A 16,001-nucleotide genomic window follows, 5' to 3' on the forward strand; every position below is an offset into this window, starting at 1 on the left:
GTCGCTGTCGCAAGCCGATTACCAGCGGTAGCCGACGCCCGCCCCCGCGCCGAACGAGCCGTGCCCCGACACCGCCGTCGTGACCGAGCCCTTGACGAGCCATTTCGCCGTCGCGACGGACAAGCCGACCGCCATCGCGCTTTGACCGCCGTACGTGCCGCCGCCGAGCGCGACGACCTTCTCGCCCGGCAGCACGGCTTGCGGCAGGTTCGCCATGGCGATCGCGCTCGCCGTGCCCGCATTCGCGTCCTTGCGGTACTTCGACATTTCTTCGCGCACGGAGTTGATCGCACCGTTCAACTGGCGCACGTTCACGCCGTCCGTCGGTGCGGTGCCGTCCGCCACGTTGGTCAACTGGCGCTCGGCCCCGGGCGAGCCGATCGACACCGTGTTGTCCCGATCGGCAACCGAATTCGCGCCCAGCGCCACAGCATTGTTCGCGGTGGCCCGGCTGTTCGTGCCGATCGCGGTCGAATCCGTGCCGGACACGTTCGAGCCCGTGCCGATCGCCGTTCCGTTCGCCGTCGTGACTTTCGAATTCGTGCCGATGGCCGTTCCGTTCGTTGCGGCGACCGTGGAGTTGACGCCGACAGCCGTACCGTTGTCGCCCGAGACGTTCGACCCGTTGCCGACCGCGGTGCCGTTCGTCGCGGTGACCGACGTATTCGTGCCGATCGCGGTGTCGGTCGGGTTCGTCACCGTGCCGCCCGGGACGCTCGACGAGATCTTGCCGACGGTCGTCGTGAGATTGGCCAGGTCCGCCGTCAGCGTTGACACCTGATTGGCGATCGAGAAGAGCTGCGAGCCGTTCACCGCATCGGTGCTGGTCGCGCTGATGGCGCCAGCCGCGACGTTGACGACCTGACGCTCGGCACCCGCGCTGCCGACGCTGACCACACCGACCGGCGTGCCCGCGAAGCCGCTGTAGGTCACGCCGTTGAGCGCCACGCTGTTGACGGTCGTATAGGCGCGCGTGGTCGCGTTCGAGCCCAGCGCGACGGCGTTCGCGTCGGCGGCGTTCGCCCCCTCGCCGATGGCGACCGCGTTCACGGCGGAGGCCGTCGCACGGGCAATGGCGACGCTGCCGGTCGCGGATGCCGAGCTGTCGACACCGAGCGCGACCGCATCGGCCGCACCGGCATTGGCCTGGAAGCCGAGAGCCGTACCGCCTGCTGCAATGCTGCCCTTGCCGACGGCCGTCGAGAACGTCGCGGTGGCACTCGCGTTTTGCCCGACGGCTATCGACTGATCGACTGCGAATGCACCCTGGCCGAAGGCGGACGCCGTGCCGCCGGTCGCGATCGCGCCGTTACCGACCGCCGTTGCCTGGCCGCCGACTGCGCTCGAAGCCGTTCCGATCGCCGTCGCCTGGTCGCCGGTCGCCACGGCGTTTCCGCCGACGGCCGTCGCGAACGTACCGGTCGCGGCCGCCATGCGGCCGATCGCGACGGTCTCGCTATAGGCGCCGGTCGACGAGCCCGAATTCGCGACGGCCGCCGTGCCGATCGCGATGTTGTCGCAGCCGGTTGCCGCGGCCGGATACGTGCTGCTGCCCGAAATGGCGATGTTGCCGACGCAGCCCGCGGCCGTTTCGGTCGACGTGCCGTTCTGCACATAGTCGGCTCGCGCGGGCGCGGAAGCGGCGAAGGCTGCCACGGCCGCGCTGACCGTGACGGCAAGCGCGACCTTCGATTTGCGCGGTGCGCGTTGTACGGAATTTCCCAACCCTTGATGATGCGTGTTCATTTGTTTTCCTGAGCTCGATGTAAAAATCGTGTTGTGGCTTGCATGGCCCCCGCTCGCCGTCCCGGTTGCATCGATTCGTTCGTGTCTCTTTCGTGACAGGTATCGGTTTTTCGATCTGTAAAAATGAAAGGTCTACTAACGAAATTTAACGTTCGCCGGTCTCGACGCGACGGGAGCAGGGCGCGGATTACGGCGACTTGCTTGTTTCCGTTACGGCTGTGTCAAAACTTCGCGAATCCGAAGTCCGGATCGCGACGACGCATTTTGATGGGTTCGGGTCGTGCGCATGTTTGCCGCGGCGGCTGAACGCTATGCTTCGGCAGACATTCGTTGAGTGGGGCGTGATGAGGCAGTGAGCGATCACCGGCGCCGGGCAGCCGGGCAGCCGGGTTGCCGACGATCACGCGCTCGCTGGCGAGGAAGAGGAGACGGCGACGCTGCCTGATTGCATGTGCTCACGCGAAGGCGGCACCGGCCTTCGCTTGCCGGTCGTCCACCTGAAGACGGGATTCGTGCGCCGCGCTGCGTTGTCGGCGTGTCACTACGCCGGCAACGCGTCCGCCAGCGCCCGCATCGCCTCCACCGTTTCCGGGTTCGCCGGAAAGAACGCCTCGATCGCGAGTTCCGACAGCGTCACGTCGACCGGCGTGCCGAACACCGTCGTCGTACTGAAGAACGTCAGCTCGCCGCTCGTTGTGCGTAGCCGCAGCGGCACGGCGATATCCGCGAAATCGGTGCGCGCGTGCGAATCGTCGGGCTGCCCGGCCGGCGCCGGATACGCGGAGAGCTCGTCGCGCAGCGCATGCAGCGTGCGGTCGCCGCTCGCATCGATTTGCCGTTGCAGCCGATGCAGGATATGCGCGCGCCATTCGTGCCAGTTGACGATCTGCGACGCGAGACCGTCCGGATGCAGGCTCAGCCGCAGCACGTTGACGGGCGGCTGCAGCAGCGCCGGATCGGCCTGCGCGACCAGCGCGCCGAGCATCCGGTTCGCCGCGAGCAGCGTCCAGTGGCGGTCCACCGCGAGCGCCGGATAAGGCTCGTGTCCGCGCAGCACGGCTTCGACCGCATGACGCGCGGCATCCAGTTGCGGGTCCGAAAACGGCCGTTCGCGAAACAGCGGCGCGAAGCCGGCCGCGACGAGCAGCGCATTGCGTTCGCGCAGCGGCACGTCGAGGCGTTCGGCGAGATGCAGCACCATCTCGCGGCTCGGCTGCGCGCGGCCCGATTCGACGAAGCTCAGGTGGCGCGCGGAGACTTCCGCATCGAGCGCGAGCGCCATCTGGCTCAGGCGCCGGCGTTGCCGCCACGTGCGCAGCAGCGGGCCGATGCCGGACGCGCGGCCGGCGGATGGAGGGGGCGATGGGAGGGCGGCGGTCGAGTTCATGGGGAAGATGATAGGCAATCCCGCGCACGCCGGGCATTACCTGCGAGGTAAGCATTCCGGATCGGCGCGCGTCGCCGGGTCCGCCAGCCGGCACGCGCGGCGCCGTCTCACAGCCGCATTCCGTTGCCGGAAGCCGCTGGAAGCTGCGTTACCATAGCGCCCGTGCCACCTGAGAGGCGGTGCCGGACCCGCGACCACAACGCATGGGCCGGTCGCCGCGCACATCGACAACAAGGCATTCCAGGGGAATCCAACAATGAAAAAACGTGCCGTCCGGCTCGCCTGCGTGGCGATGCTCGCACTCGCCGCGACCAGCGGCCACGCGCAGACCGAAGCTGCGCAGGTCGAAATGAGGGCCGCCGCCGCGGCCGCCAATGAAGCGGTCGTGAAGGGGCCGACCGACATCGACGTCAAACACGAAGCCGTGCTGAAGCTGAAGGCCGGCGAATCGTTCGTGCCGGCCGCCGAAGCCGGCCGCTACCTGCGCTCGATGGGCAACGCGATCGACGAATCGAAACTGGTCGGCCTCGTGCTGCCCGACGATCCGGACGCCGACTGGATCTCGGTCGTGTCGTTCGAGCCGAGCGGCTACATCCGCGACGACGACGCGAAGGACTGGAAACCCGACGAGCTGCTGAAAAGCCTGCAGGCCGGCACCGAGGAAAGCAACCCGGCGCGCAAGGAGCGCGGCCTGCCCGAAACCGAGGTGGTCGGCTGGGCGAAGGCGCCCGCCTACGACGCGGCCACGCACCGGCTCGTGTGGTCGGCGATCATTCGCGACAAGGGCGCGGCGCCGAATGCCGCGAACGACGGCGTGAACTACCGGACGCTCGTGCTCGGCCGCGACGGCTACCTGTCGCTGACGATGGCGTCGACGCTCGCCGACCTGCCGAAGTACAAGGCGTCGGCCGACGAGTTGCTGTCGAACATTCGTTTCAACGATGGCAAGCGCTATGCCGACTTCAACCAATCGACCGACCACGTCGCCGAGTACGGGCTCGCGGCGCTGATCGTCGGCGTCGGCGCGAAAAAGCTCGGCCTGCTCGCGCTGATCGGCGCGTTCGCGGTGAAGTTCTTCAAGATCGGCGCGGTTGCGCTGCTGGCCGGCGGCGCGGCGCTCAAGCGCTTCTTCGGGCGCAAGCCGAAGGCGGCCGCGGTGCCGGCCGTCGCCGACGAATCCGCCACAGCCGCCACGGAGCGCAAGGAATGACGAAACTGCTGCTGCTGATCTTCGGCGGCCTGAAGCTCGGCAAGGTGCTCATATCGGCGGGCACGATGCTCGCGTCGATCGCGGTCTATGCGCTGTTCTACGGCTGGCGTTTCGCGGCCGGCTTCGTCGCGTTGCTGCTGGTGCACGAAGCCGGCCACTACGTCGCCGCGCAGCGGCGCGGGCTCGACGTCGGGCTGCCGACCTTCATCCCGTTCGTCGGCGCATGGATCCAGTTGAAGGAAATGCCGCACGACGCGGAAACGGAAGCGTACGTCGGGCTCGCCGGGCCGTTCGTCGGCACGCTCGGCGCGCTGGCCTGCTACGCGGCCGCGCGGCACACCGACAGCAACCTGCTGCTTGCGCTGTCGTACACGGGGTTCTTTCTCAACCTGTTCAACATGATTCCGCTGTCGCCGTTCGACGGCGGGCGGATCACCGCGGTGCTGTCGCCGCGCATCTGGTTCGCGGGCGTGCCGGTGCTGATCGCGCTGTTCGCGTATCGGCCGAGCCCGCTGCTGATCGTGATGGCGATCCTCGCGCTGCCGCAGTTGAAGCGCGCGTGGCGCTACGATCCCGACGCGCCGGAGAACCGCATGTATTACGCGACGTCGATCGAGACGAAAACGACCTACGCGCTCTGCTACGTCGGCCTGCTCGCGTTCCTCGCGCTGATGACGTCTGGCGTGCACGACATGCTGAGCGTCGTGCATGGGTCGACCTGACGCCGATCCGATGCAAAAAAGCGGCGGCCGCGTAAAAGGCGGCCGCCGTTTTTCAAAGGCCGAACCTCACGCGTCGCGATGACGCAGTTCGACGCGCTTGATGTCCTTCACGATCACGAGATAGCTGAACACGGTGACGAGCGCGTTCAGCCCGACGAACACCAGTGCGCCGTTGAACGAGCCGCTCGCGCCGACGAGATAGCCGATCGCGATCGGCGCGACGATGCCCGCCGTGTTGCCGAACATGTTGAACAGGCTGCCCGACAGGCCGATCGCTTCCTTCGGCGCGGTATCCGCGACGACGGCCCAGCCGAGCGAGCCGATCCCCTTGCCGAAGAACGACACGGCCATCAGCATGATGACCAGCGCTTCGCTGTCGACGTAGTTGCAGCCGATGATCGTCATCGACAGCAGCATCCCGCCGACGATCGGAATCTTGCGCGCGAGCGTCAGCGATACGCCGCGGCGGATCAGCGCGTCCGACAGCATCCCGCCGAGCACGCCGCCGAGGAACCCGCAGATCGCCGGCAGCGACGTCATGAAGCCGGCCTTCAGCAGCGACATCCCGCGCGCCTGGACGAGGTAGATCGGGAACCACGTGAGGAAGAAGTACGTGAGCACGTTCACGCAGTACTGGCCGAGGTACACGCCAATCAGCATCCGGTTCGACAGCAACTGGCGCACGTAGTACCAGCCGGCCACGCGGCTGCCCTCGGAAGCGCCGCCGCTGCCGCGCGCGCCGCCCGTCGACCGCACGAGGCCGCCACCCTGCTCGATATGATCGAGTTCCGCGCGGTTCACGGCCGGATGGTCGGCCGGGTCCTTCACGACGCGCAGCCACAGGAACGCGAGCGCGATGCCGGCCAGGCCCAGCCACAGGTACACATGGTGCCAGCCGTACGCATGCGTGAGCCAGGCCATCAGCGGCGAGAACACCACGGCCGCGAAGTACTGCGCGGCGTTGAAGATCGCCGACGCGGTGCCGCGCTCGGCGGTCGGAAACCAGCTCGCGACGACCTTCGCGTTCGCCGGGAACGCGGGCGCCTCCGCGATGCCGACCGCGAAGCGCATCGCGAACAGCGCGGCGACCGCGAACGCGGCGCTGCCGCCGAGGCCGATCGTGCTCTGCAGCAGCGTGAACGCCGACCACAGGAAGATGCTCGCCGCATACACGCGCCGCGCGCCGAAGCGGTCGAGCAGCCAGCCGCTTGGCAGTTGCGCGAGCACGTACGCCCAGCTGAACGCCGAGAAGATGTAGCCCATCGTCACCGGGTCGATGCCGAACGCCTTGCGGATCGGCGTGCCGGTGATCGACAGCGTCGCGCGGTCCGCATAGTTGAGCGTCGTGACGACGAACAGCATCGCCAGGATCCAGTAACGCACCGCGGTGCGGCGCGCGGTGCGCGCGAGGTCGAGTGGAAGATCGCGAGGGGAGGACGGATTGCGCATTTTAAACGTACGTCGTCGTATGACATGGCCGAAAGTGTATTGGCAATGCACGAATTCAGAAACCTCGGGTTTTCCCTTTGAAGTCAGCGTCACAATATGGGAATGTCGCGATTTACTGGCCGGACAACGCACGCCGGTGTATCGTCCGCGCCCTCGCAGGCGGCGAGAATGACGCAATGCCGTCGGCAGACATCGTATCTGTTGCGTTACAATGAGCCATCCATTCCCGAACCACGGAGCACACCCATGCAACTGACAGGAGAGATGCTGATCGGCGCCGAAGCGGTGGCCGGCTCGGCAGGCACCTTGCACGCGTTCGACCCGACGAAGGGCGCGCCGATCGAGGCCCCGGCGTTCGGCGTCGCGACGCAGGCCGACGTCGACCGCGCGTGCGAACTCGCACGCGACGCGTTCGATGCGTACCGTACGCAGCCGCTCGCGGCCCGCGCGGCGTTTCTCGAAGCGATCGCCGATGAGATCGTCGCGCTCGGCGACGCGCTGATCGAGCGCGCGCACGCCGAAACGGGCCTGCCCGTCGCGCGGCTGCAGGGCGAGCGCGGCCGCACCGTCGGCCAGCTCCGGTTGTTCGCGCGCGTCGTGCGCGACGGGCGCTTCCTCGCCGCGTCGATCGATCCCGCGCAGCCGGCACGCACGCCGCTGCCGCGCTCGGACCTGCGGCTGCAGAAAGTCGCGCTCGGGCCCGTCGTCGTATTTGGCGCGAGCAATTTCCCGCTCGCGTTCTCGGTGGCCGGCGGCGATACCGCGTCGGCGCTCGCGGCCGGCTGCCCGGTGATCGTGAAGGCGCACGAAGCGCACCTCGGCACGTCCGAACTGGTTGGCCGCGCGATCCGCGCCGCGGTCGAGAAAACCGGCATGCCGGCCGGCGTGTTCTCGCTGCTGGTCGGCCCCGGCCGCGTGATCGGCGCGGCGCTGGTCAGCCATCCGGCGGTCCAGGCGGTCGGTTTCACCGGGTCGCGGCAGGGCGGGATGGCGCTCGTGCAGCACGCGAACGCGCGCCCGCAGCCGATTCCCGTCTATGCGGAAATGAGCAGCATCAACCCGGTCGTGCTGTTCCCGGCCGCGCTGGCCGCGCGCGGCGACGCGATCGCGACGGGCTTCGTCGATTCGCTGACGCTCGGCGTCGGTCAGTTCTGTACGAATCCGGGCCTCGTGCTCGCGATCGACGGCCCCGATCTCGACCGTTTCGAATCCGTCGCCGCGCAGGCGCTCGCGAAGAAGCCCGCCGGCGTAATGCTGACGCACGGCATCGCGGATGCGTACCGCAATGGCCGCGGCAAGCTGGCCGAATTGCCGGGCGTGCGCGAAATCGGCGCCGGCGAGGCCGCGCAGACCGACTGCCAGGCGGGCGGCGCGCTGTATGAAGTGGGCGCGCAGGCGTTCCTGGCCGAGCCGGCGTTCAGCCACGAGGTGTTCGGGCCGGCGTCGCTGATCGTGCGCTGCCGCGATCTCGACGAAGTCGCGCGTGTGCTCGACGCGCTCGAAGGCCAGTTGACGGCCACGCTGCAAATCGACGCCGACGACAAGCCGCTCGCGCGCCGGCTGCTGCCGATCCTCGAGCGCAAGGCCGGCCGCCTGCTCGTCAACGGTTACCCGACCGGCGTCGAGGTGTGCGATGCGATGGTGCACGGCGGGCCGTTCCCCGCGACGTCGAACCCGGCCGTCACGTCGGTCGGCGCGACCGCGATCGAGCGCTTCCTGCGGCCGGTGTGTTATCAGGACTTCCCGGACGACCTGCTGCCCGAAGGGCTGCGGGAAGGCAATCCGCTCGCGATTCCGCGGCTGCGGGACGGCAAGGCGGAGTGACGTGGCATAACCGGTGAACGCACTGTCCCGGGAGGGATGCGTCCCGGCACGTTGGAACACGGCGGCGGGGCCCACGGGCCCCGCCGCTTTTTTATTCCGCGCGGCTTTGGTGCCGGTTTCGCTCGGTCAGTGAGCGGGGCGGGCGACGAGTTGCAAGCGTTCCGCTGCAGCCAGCAGGCGCCGGTCGCGCGTCCATAGCTTGCTGTCGCTGGTCAGTCTGGCCGACGCAAGCAGGTGGGCATCGACGTAACCGATGCCGAGCCCGTGAAGCGGGACGGCATCGATCATGCGCTGCACCTCGTCGTCGGTTGCAACGGTTGCGGCCGGAAGGTCGCGCAGCGCATCCAGCACGGTCTCGCGATTGCGCATGCTACGGAGGGCAAGCTCGCCGACGATGAACCGATGGATCAACACGCGCTCCGCTTCCAGCAATGCGGTGAGCGTCGCGTCGCCGGCCCGCAAGTGATCGATCCAGATCGAAGTGTCGACAAGGATCATGCGGGCTCCGACGGGCGGCGTGGAACCGATTCAAGGTCGGGCTCGGTGCCGCCGAGGCGGGCGAGTCGTCGCGCGCTTTCGCGGGCGATCAATGCGCGCAGCGCTTCTCTCACGAGCGCCGACTTTTCGGTGACGCCGGTCAATTGCTGCGCTTTTGCGAGCAGTGCGTCGTCGAGGGACAAGGTGGTGCGCATGGGCGGCTCCCGGGAAAAGTCGATGCATCAATTATGACATCAATTGGTGCTCATATTGATGCACGGACGGGGCGGCGAGAGGTCGGCTTTCCTGTTGCCCGCGTTTCTCCTACAGTAGCGAAGCCTCGGGCCGTCCGGCCCGCAGGCGAGCCTGAGAGATCACAAGACCAACAAGGAACCATCCGATGACTATCAGCAAGCGTGGCGACCACCTGTTCGCGGCCGGGTTGTGGAAAACGATCGGCGACGTCGCGAAATCGGTCCGTACCCAGATCGGCGAAACCAGCGAAGGGCGCGTGCTGGCCGACGCGCTGTTCGCGCTGCAGCGCGAACTGGGCGGCAGCGAATTCGACGTGACGATCAACCAGGGGCGGCCCGTCGCGGGCTCCGATCCGCATTCGTTGATCTTCGGCAGGGCCGTCGAGCGCTTCAAGTACGACATGGAGGCCGTGGTGTTCGCGCTGAAGCATCGCCGCAGCATCGACGGGCCGAACGGCGCGGAGCGCGCCGACGCGCTCACGCAGGCCAACACGCATCTCGCGACCGCGAAGCAGTACGCGATGTTTACCGTCGGGCGCTTCTTCGATGCGGTCGTCGATCGCGACGTGCTGGAACAGATCGTGAGCGCCGAGTCGCCGGCGCGCGGCCGGCCGCCTGCGGCCCGCAAGGGGATCGACGAGACGCAGCGTACGCTCGCGAGCGTGCGGCAGCGGATCATCGGCGCGATCGCGCAGATGTAATGCAATGGCCGCGCCGGCTCGTCGAGCCACGCGGCCATTGCGCGATACGGATAGGGAGGACTGCGGGAGCCGGCGCGCCGTGCCGATGAAGGCCCTGCGCCGCCGGCGAACCCGGCTTACTGCGGGCCCATCTTCTTGATCAGCACGTCGAGTTCGGCTGCTTCTTCGTCGGTCAGGTCGACGAGCGGCGCGCGCACCGGGCCCGCGTCGTGGCCGACGAGCTTCGCGCCCGCCTTCACGATGCTGACCGCGTAGCCGGCGCGGCGATTGCGGATCTTCAGGTACGGCAGGAAGAACTCGTCGATCAGGCGGCCGACCGTCGCGTGGTCGTCGTTCGCGATCGCTTCGTAGAATGCCATCGCCGTCTTCGGGATGAAGTTGAACACGGCCGACGAGTACACCGGCACGCCGAGCGCCTTGTACGCGGCCGCATAGACTTCAGCCGTCGGCAGCCCGCCGAGGTATGCGAAACGATCGCCGAGACGGCGGCGGATCGTGACCATGCTCTCGATTTCGCCGACGCCGTCCTTGAAGCCGATCAGGTTCGGGCAACGGTCGGCGAGGCGCTCGAGCATGTCCGCATTCAGCTTCGAATTCGCGCGGTTGTACACCACGACGCCGATCTTCAGCGCGCGGCACACCTGCTCGACGTGGTCGGCGATCCCTTCCTGGCTCGCTTCGGTCAGGTAGTGCGGCATCAGCAGCACGCCGCTCGCGCCGAGGCGCTCGGCTTCCTGCGCATATTCGATCGCGACGCGCGTCGCGCCGCCCGCGCCGGCCAGGATCGGCACCTTGCCCTTGCAGGTTTCCGTCGCGACGCGGATCACGTCCGAATACTCGCGCTGCGTGAGCGAGAAGAATTCGCCGGTGCCGCCGGCCGCGAACAATGCGCTCGCGCCATACGGCGCCAGCCATTCGAGGCGCTCGGCGTAGGTGGTCGGACGGAAGCTGCCGTCGGCGTCGAAATCCGTCAGCGGAAACGACAGCAGGCCGTGGGAGATGATTTGTTTGAGTTCTTGCGGTGAAGTCATGGTTGGGTCGTCCGTCTAGCGCGAGTGCTGGTTCGTCGGAAACGGCATACGAGCCGAATTGGCGATGTCGTTGTATGTCATCGTACAACGCATGAATGAGCGACGCAAGCGGTTTGCTGGCGGGTCAGGGGTAGGGTCTTTCCGGATAAGGGTTTACGCAGCATCATCAAGTGAGGTTGAATGTCGTATGATGACTAACGATATCGCAGATAGGCTTCCAGGAATTCCGATGACTGCTTCTCCTCTCTACATCCGCGTGCATCCGGACGACAACGTCGCGATCGTCGTCAACGACGGCGGTTTGTCCGAAGGCGCGACCTTCGCCGACGGGCTGACGCTGTGCGAAGGCGTGCCGCAGGGGCACAAGGTCGCGCTCGTCGACCTCGCGACCGGCGATCCGGTCATTCGCTACAACGTGGTGATCGGCTATGCGCTGACCGACCTGCGGCGCGGCAGCTGGGTCAACGAGCGCACGATGCGCATGCCCGAGCCGCCGGGGCTCGACGACCTGCCGCTCGCGACGCGTGCCGCGCCGCCGCTCGAGCCGCTCGAAGGCTATACGTTCGAGGGCTTTCGCAATGCGGACGGCTCGGTCGGCACGCGCAACATCCTCGCGATCACGACGACCGTGCAGTGCGTGTCGGGCGTCGTCGAGCACGCGGTGAAGCGGATCAAGGACGAGCTGCTGCCGCGCTACCCGAACGTCGACGACGTGGTCGGGCTCGAACATACGTACGGCTGCGGCGTCGCGATCGATGCGCCCGACGCCGACATCCCGATCCGCACGCTGCGCAACATCAGCCTGAACCCGAACTTCGGCGGCGAAGTGATGACCGTGAGCCTCGGCTGCGAGAAGCTGCAGCCCGAGCGCCTGCTGCCGCCGGGCGCGATTCCGGTGGCCGCCGACGGCGCGACCGACAACGGCGGCGTCGTGTGCCTGCAGGACGCCGCGCACGTCGGCTTCCATTCGATGATCGATTCGATCATGAAGATGGCCGAATCGCATCTCGAGCGGTTGAACCGTCGGCGCCGCGAAACTTGCCCGGCATCGGACCTCGTCGTCGGCGTGCAGTGCGGCGGCAGCGACGCGTTCTCGGGGCTCACCGCGAACCCGGCCGTCGGCTTCGCGGCCGACCTGCTCGTGCGCGCGGGCGCGACGATCATGTTCTCGGAAGTGACCGAAGTGCGCGACGGCGTCGCGCAGCTCACGTCGCGTGCGGCGAACGAAGCGGTGGCCCGCGAGATCATCCGCGAGATGGACTGGTACGACCGCTATCTGGAGCGTGGCCGCGTCGACCGCAGCGCGAACACGACGCCGGGCAACAAGAAGGGCGGCCTGTCGAACATCGTCGAGAAGGCGATGGGGTCGATCGTGAAGTCGGGCAGCGCGCCGATCGCCGGCGTCGTGCGCCCCGGCGATCGCGCGCGGCAGAAGGGGCTGCTGTACGCGGCGACGCCCGCGAGCGATTTCATCTGCGGCACGCTGCAGCTCGCGGCGGGGATGAACCTGCATATTTTCACGACCGGCCGCGGCACGCCGTACGGGCTCGCGCAGGTGCCGGTGATCAAGGTCGCGACGCGCAGCGATCTCGCGCGCCGCTGGCACGACCTGATGGATCTCGACGCGGGGCAGATCGCGACCGGCGCGGCAACGATCGAGGACACGGGCTGGGAACTGTTCCGGCTGATGCTCGACGTCGCCAGCGGCAAGCGCCGCACGTGGGCCGAGCAATGGAAGCTCGCGAATGCGCTGACGCTGTTCAATCCGGCGCCGGTGACCTGACGCCTGACGCGCGCGGTGGTGGCGGCAAGACGATGCGGGCGCCTTCGGGCGCCCGTTTTCTTTGCGGCGGCGTATTCCCGATTCGGCGGCGCAGGCGTGCCGCGCATGGTCGGCGCGATTTCCTTACCTCGCGCGTAATCGACCGCTTGCGCGGCCCCGGCGACGATAGCGGCACGCGGACCCGAAACGTCCGCGACATCGTCTACCGACACAAGGAGCCTCGCCATGAACACCGCTCAATCCGCTTCGTCCGTTCACGCCGACCTGATCGACCGCTACTTCGACGCGTGGAACGAATCCGACGCCGCGCGCCGCCGCGAACTGATCGACGCGACGTACGCAAGCGACGCGGCCTATCGCGATCCGCTGATGGCCGGCGACGGCCACGCGGGCATCGACACGATGATCGCCGCCGTGCAGCAACGCTTCCCCGCGTACCGCTTTCGCCGCACGACCGACGTGGACGCGTTCGGCCAGCATCTGCGGTTCTCGTGGGCGCTCGTGTCGCCCGACGGCGCGGCGATCGTGAAGGGCTCGGACTTCGGCATCGTCGACGCGTCGGGCCGCCTCGCGTCGGTCACGGGTTTCATCGACGAAATGCCGGCCGGGGCGTCGTGACGTGAACGATGCATGTACCACGGCCGCCGGGATCGGGTAACGTTATGCGATTCGTTCCCCACCCCGGAGACCCACCGACATGCTGAAGAATCTCGACCCGCTGCTGCACGCCGACATCCTGCACACGCTGCGCGCGATGGGCCACGGTGACGAAATCGCGATCTGCGACGCGAACTTCCCGGCGGAATCCGTCGCCGAGCACACGGTGGTCGGCCGCGCGCTGCGCGTCGACGGCGCCGATTCGGCGCGCGTCGTGCGCGCGGTGCTGTCGGTGCTGCCGCTCGACACGTTCGTCGACACGCCCGCGTGGCGGATGGAAGTCGTCGGCGACGCGGCCGCGGTGCCGCCCGTGCAGCGCGAAGTGCAGGCCGAAATCGACCGCGCGGAAGGGCGCTCGGTGCCGCTGACCGGCGTCGAGCGTTTCGCGTTCTACGAGCGCGCGCAGCAGACGTATGCGGTGATCGTCACCGGCGAAACGCGCGGCTACGGCTGCTTCATCTTCAAGAAAGGCGTGCTGTTGAGCGACGCGGGCTAAACGCGTTTTTCAGCGCGCCGGGCCGCCGGCGCGGCCGCCGCAGTGTAAAGATTTGCTACAACCTTTTTCTTGGACACCGCGGAAAGACCCTCTATGCTGGCCCATTTGCCGCGCGCCCTCCCGGGCCGCGCGGCGCCGAACCGCCCGGGCGCGCCCGGCGCGGGCGGCCGAATTGCATACGAGGAGAGAGGCATGACGCGTACCGTCGATTCCGGCGTCATTTTTTTCGCACGCCTGGCGCTGGCGGCGTTGTTCTTGTGGGGCGGCATCATGAAGCTGCTCGGCTACAGCGATTTCGTCGCGTATCTGCACGGGATGAACGTGCCCTATCAACAGGTCGTCGCGCCGATCGTCGTCGCGATCGAGGGGCTCGGCGGCCTGCTGCTGATCGTCGGCTACAAGGTCCGGCCGCTCGCGTTGCTGATGGCGGTCTACACGATCGCGACCGCGATGGTCGGGCACAATTTCTGGGACGCGACGAACGCCGCCGTCCAGCACGACATGGTGATTCACTTCTGGAAGAACGTCGCGATCGCCGGCGGGTTCCTGCTGCTGTTCGTCACCGGCGCCGGCGGCGCGAGCATCGACGCGCTGCGCCGGCCGAATTCGTCGTACGGCGTGCTGCGTTGAACTGAGCACACTTGGGTAGTCGTCGCGACGCCGACGCAACACAAAAGGGCCGAATCCCGCACGCCGCGGGATTCGGCCCTTCGTTCATCCGGCCGGCGCGTGCGCGCCGACGTTCAGCGTGCGTCGTTCACGTCCTTCGCATCCTTCGAGAACTGCACGGCGATCGCGCCGAGCACGCAGATCGCCGCGACGTATACGACCGGCGCGAGCGGATTCGACTTCATCATCAGCGACACGATCACCGGCGTGAGCCCGCCGAAGATCGCGTACGCGACGTTGTACGAGAACGAGATGCCCGAGAAGCGCACGACGGCCGGGAAGCTCCTGACCATCACGAACGGCACCGCGCCGATCGTGCCGACCATGAAGCCCGCGATCCCGTAGTAGAGCGGCAGCGTCGACGCATCGGCCGCGACCTGCACGAACAGCAGGTAGTAGCACGCGGCCAGCCCGATGCCGCCGATGCCCAGCACGCGCTTCGCACCGATCCGGCCCGCGAGCGAACCGGCGGTGATGCAGCCGGCCGTCAGGCACAGCGTCGCGATGCTGTTCGCGAACAGCGTGGTCGCGGGCGCCAGGTGGAACTGCTTCTGCAGCAGCGCGGGCGTCATCAGGATCACGACGACGATCGCGGCCGACAGCATCCACGTGAGCAGCATCGACACGATCACCGCGCGGCCGTGGTCGCGCAGCACCGCCTTCAGCGGAATCTCGGCCGCGAGCGCCTTTTTCGCCTTCATTTCGGCGAACACCGGCGTTTCATGCAGCCAGCGGCGCAGGTACACGGAGAACAGCCCGAACACGCCGCCGAGCAGGAACGGGATGCGCCATGCGAACGCGCCGACTTCGGCCGCGGAGTAACGGCTGTTGATGCCGGCCGCGACGAGCGAGCCGAGCAGGATGCCGGCCGTGAGGCCCGCGGTCAGCGTGCCGCACGCATAGCCGATGTGGCGCGACGGCACGTGCTCGGACACGAACACCCACGCGCCCGGCACTTCGCCGCCGACCGCCGCGCCTTGCAGCACGCGGAACAGCAGCAGCAACACCGGCGCGAGGATGCCGATCGTGTCGTAGGTCGGCAGCAGGCCCATCAGCAGCGTCGGCACCGACATCATCAGCACGCTCAGCGTGAACATCCGCTTGCGGCCGAACAGGTCGCCGAAGTGCGCCATGATCACGCCGCCGAGCGGGCGCGCGAGATAGCCGGCCGCGAAGATGCCGAACGTCTGCAGCTGGCGCAGCCAGTCCGGAATGTCGTGCGGGAAGAAGAGCTGCCCTATCGCCGGCGCGAAGAACACGAAGATGATGAAGTCGTAGAACTCGAGGGCGCCGCCGAGTGCGGCGAGGCCAAGGGTCTTGTAGTCGCTGCGCGTGAGCGCGCGTTCGGCGGCGCGAGGCACGCCGCTCAATTCGGAAGCTTGCATGGTCAGGACGATCGTTTTTCGAATGGTGTTGTCGGTGCTGCGTCTCCAGGGCCCGCTTTTCGGCATGGACTGACAAGGCGCGGCTTGCGTCGTCGAAGCGCGCCGCGTGCCGGGTGAGGCACGCAACACGCGCCGCCGCACCGGGATGGGGCACGGCGGAGACGAAGCGTCAAAGCGGGTGGGGGGATTCTACAGGAGCGCGAAATGCCC

15 protein-coding genes are annotated in these 16,001 nt (G+C 67.7%); 8 read left to right on the forward strand and 7 right to left on the reverse strand.

What is annotated here, in order from left to right; all coding sequences use genetic code 11:
* Positions 1-18: 18 nt before the first annotated feature.
* Together J8I35_RS09675 and J8I35_RS09680 are read right to left on the reverse strand one after the other, a co-directional pair.
* Positions 19-1,746 (reverse strand): YadA family autotransporter adhesin, encoded by a 1,728-nt coding sequence (locus J8I35_RS09675; protein ID WP_209925138.1) that lies wholly within the window; start codon positions 1,744-1,746, stop codon positions 19-21.
* 541 nt (positions 1,747-2,287) lie between these two features.
* Entirely contained in the window at positions 2,288-3,133 is an 846-nt protein-coding gene (locus tag J8I35_RS09680; RefSeq protein WP_050017317.1) for a helix-turn-helix transcriptional regulator, read from the reverse strand.
* Between the two features lie 256 nt (positions 3,134-3,389).
* On the opposite strand from J8I35_RS09680, the gene J8I35_RS09685 reads away from it, so the two are divergent.
* Positions 3,390-4,343: a DUF2167 domain-containing protein gene (locus J8I35_RS09685; protein WP_209925140.1), complete on the forward strand. Its 954-nt coding sequence runs from the start codon at positions 3,390-3,392 to the stop codon at positions 4,341-4,343.
* A complete protein-coding gene (locus J8I35_RS09690) occupies positions 4,340-5,065 on the forward strand; it encodes a site-2 protease family protein (protein WP_175974080.1) in 726 nt (241 codons plus the stop codon). The genes J8I35_RS09685 and J8I35_RS09690 overlap by 4 nt, the downstream gene beginning before the upstream one ends.
* Before the next feature lie 66 nt (positions 5,066-5,131).
* On the opposite strand, the gene J8I35_RS09695 is transcribed toward J8I35_RS09690, so the two are convergent.
* A complete protein-coding gene (locus J8I35_RS09695) occupies positions 5,132-6,514 on the reverse strand; it encodes an MFS transporter (RefSeq protein WP_209925143.1) in 1,383 nt (460 codons plus the stop codon).
* A 246-nt stretch (positions 6,515-6,760) separates the two neighbouring features.
* On the opposite strand from J8I35_RS09695, the gene J8I35_RS09700 reads away from it, so the two are divergent.
* Positions 6,761-8,338 carry an aldehyde dehydrogenase (NADP(+)) gene (locus tag J8I35_RS09700; RefSeq protein ID WP_089489802.1) on the forward strand — a complete coding sequence of 526 codons (1,578 nt, stop codon included), beginning with the start codon at positions 6,761-6,763 and terminating at the stop codon, positions 8,336-8,338.
* Between the two features lie 126 nt (positions 8,339-8,464).
* Here J8I35_RS09700 and J8I35_RS09705 read toward each other — a convergent pair whose 3' ends face one another.
* Together J8I35_RS09705 and J8I35_RS09710 are read right to left on the reverse strand one after the other, a co-directional pair.
* Positions 8,465-8,836, reverse strand: a complete 372-nt coding sequence (locus J8I35_RS09705) for a PIN domain-containing protein (RefSeq protein ID WP_209925144.1) — start codon at positions 8,834-8,836, stop codon at positions 8,465-8,467.
* Positions 8,833-9,030: a type II toxin-antitoxin system VapB family antitoxin gene (locus tag J8I35_RS09710; RefSeq protein WP_006752328.1), complete on the reverse strand. Its 198-nt coding sequence runs from the start codon at positions 9,028-9,030 to the stop codon at positions 8,833-8,835. Before J8I35_RS09710 ends, J8I35_RS09705 begins: the two co-directional genes overlap by 4 nt.
* Positions 9,031-9,215: 185 nt before the next feature.
* Between J8I35_RS09710 and J8I35_RS09715 the strand changes: the two genes are divergently transcribed.
* Positions 9,216-9,770: a hypothetical protein gene (locus J8I35_RS09715; RefSeq protein ID WP_209925145.1), complete on the forward strand. Its 555-nt coding sequence runs from the start codon at positions 9,216-9,218 to the stop codon at positions 9,768-9,770.
* A 116-nt stretch (positions 9,771-9,886) separates the two neighbouring features.
* On the opposite strand, the gene kdgD is transcribed toward J8I35_RS09715, so the two are convergent.
* Positions 9,887-10,801, reverse strand: coding sequence for a 5-dehydro-4-deoxyglucarate dehydratase (gene kdgD / locus J8I35_RS09720; RefSeq protein WP_089489801.1), 915 nt, complete (start codon positions 10,799-10,801; stop codon positions 9,887-9,889).
* A gap of 229 nt (positions 10,802-11,030) precedes the next feature.
* On the opposite strand from kdgD, the gene garD reads away from it, so the two are divergent.
* The 4 genes from garD (at position 11,031) to J8I35_RS09740 (ending at position 14,367) form a co-directional block, all read left to right on the forward strand.
* Positions 11,031-12,584, forward strand: a complete 1,554-nt coding sequence (garD, locus tag J8I35_RS09725; protein ID WP_124639766.1) for a galactarate dehydratase — start codon at positions 11,031-11,033, stop codon at positions 12,582-12,584.
* Positions 12,585-12,809: 225 nt separating this feature from the next.
* Positions 12,810-13,202 carry a nuclear transport factor 2 family protein gene (locus J8I35_RS09730; protein ID WP_089489800.1) on the forward strand — a complete coding sequence of 131 codons (393 nt, stop codon included), beginning with the start codon at positions 12,810-12,812 and terminating at the stop codon, positions 13,200-13,202.
* A 79-nt stretch (positions 13,203-13,281) separates the two neighbouring features.
* Positions 13,282-13,737, forward strand: coding sequence for an RbsD/FucU family protein (locus J8I35_RS09735; RefSeq protein WP_050017306.1), 456 nt, complete (start codon positions 13,282-13,284; stop codon positions 13,735-13,737).
* A 192-nt stretch (positions 13,738-13,929) separates the two neighbouring features.
* The gene (locus J8I35_RS09740; protein ID WP_050017305.1) at positions 13,930-14,367 is read left to right on the forward strand and encodes a DoxX family protein; all 438 of its coding nucleotides are present in this window, start codon (positions 13,930-13,932) and stop codon (positions 14,365-14,367) included.
* 113 nt (positions 14,368-14,480) lie between these two features.
* Here J8I35_RS09740 and J8I35_RS09745 read toward each other — a convergent pair whose 3' ends face one another.
* Complete coding sequence (locus J8I35_RS09745; protein ID WP_209925146.1) at positions 14,481-15,791, reverse strand: MFS transporter; 1,311 nt, start codon at positions 15,789-15,791, stop codon at positions 14,481-14,483.
* Between the last annotated feature and the right edge of the window lie 210 nt (positions 15,792-16,001).

Origin of the sequence: Burkholderia sp. CpTa8-5 (genome assembly GCF_017815045.1) — a bacterium.
GTDB classification, from domain to species: Bacteria; Pseudomonadota; Gammaproteobacteria; order Burkholderiales; family Burkholderiaceae; genus Burkholderia; species Burkholderia sola.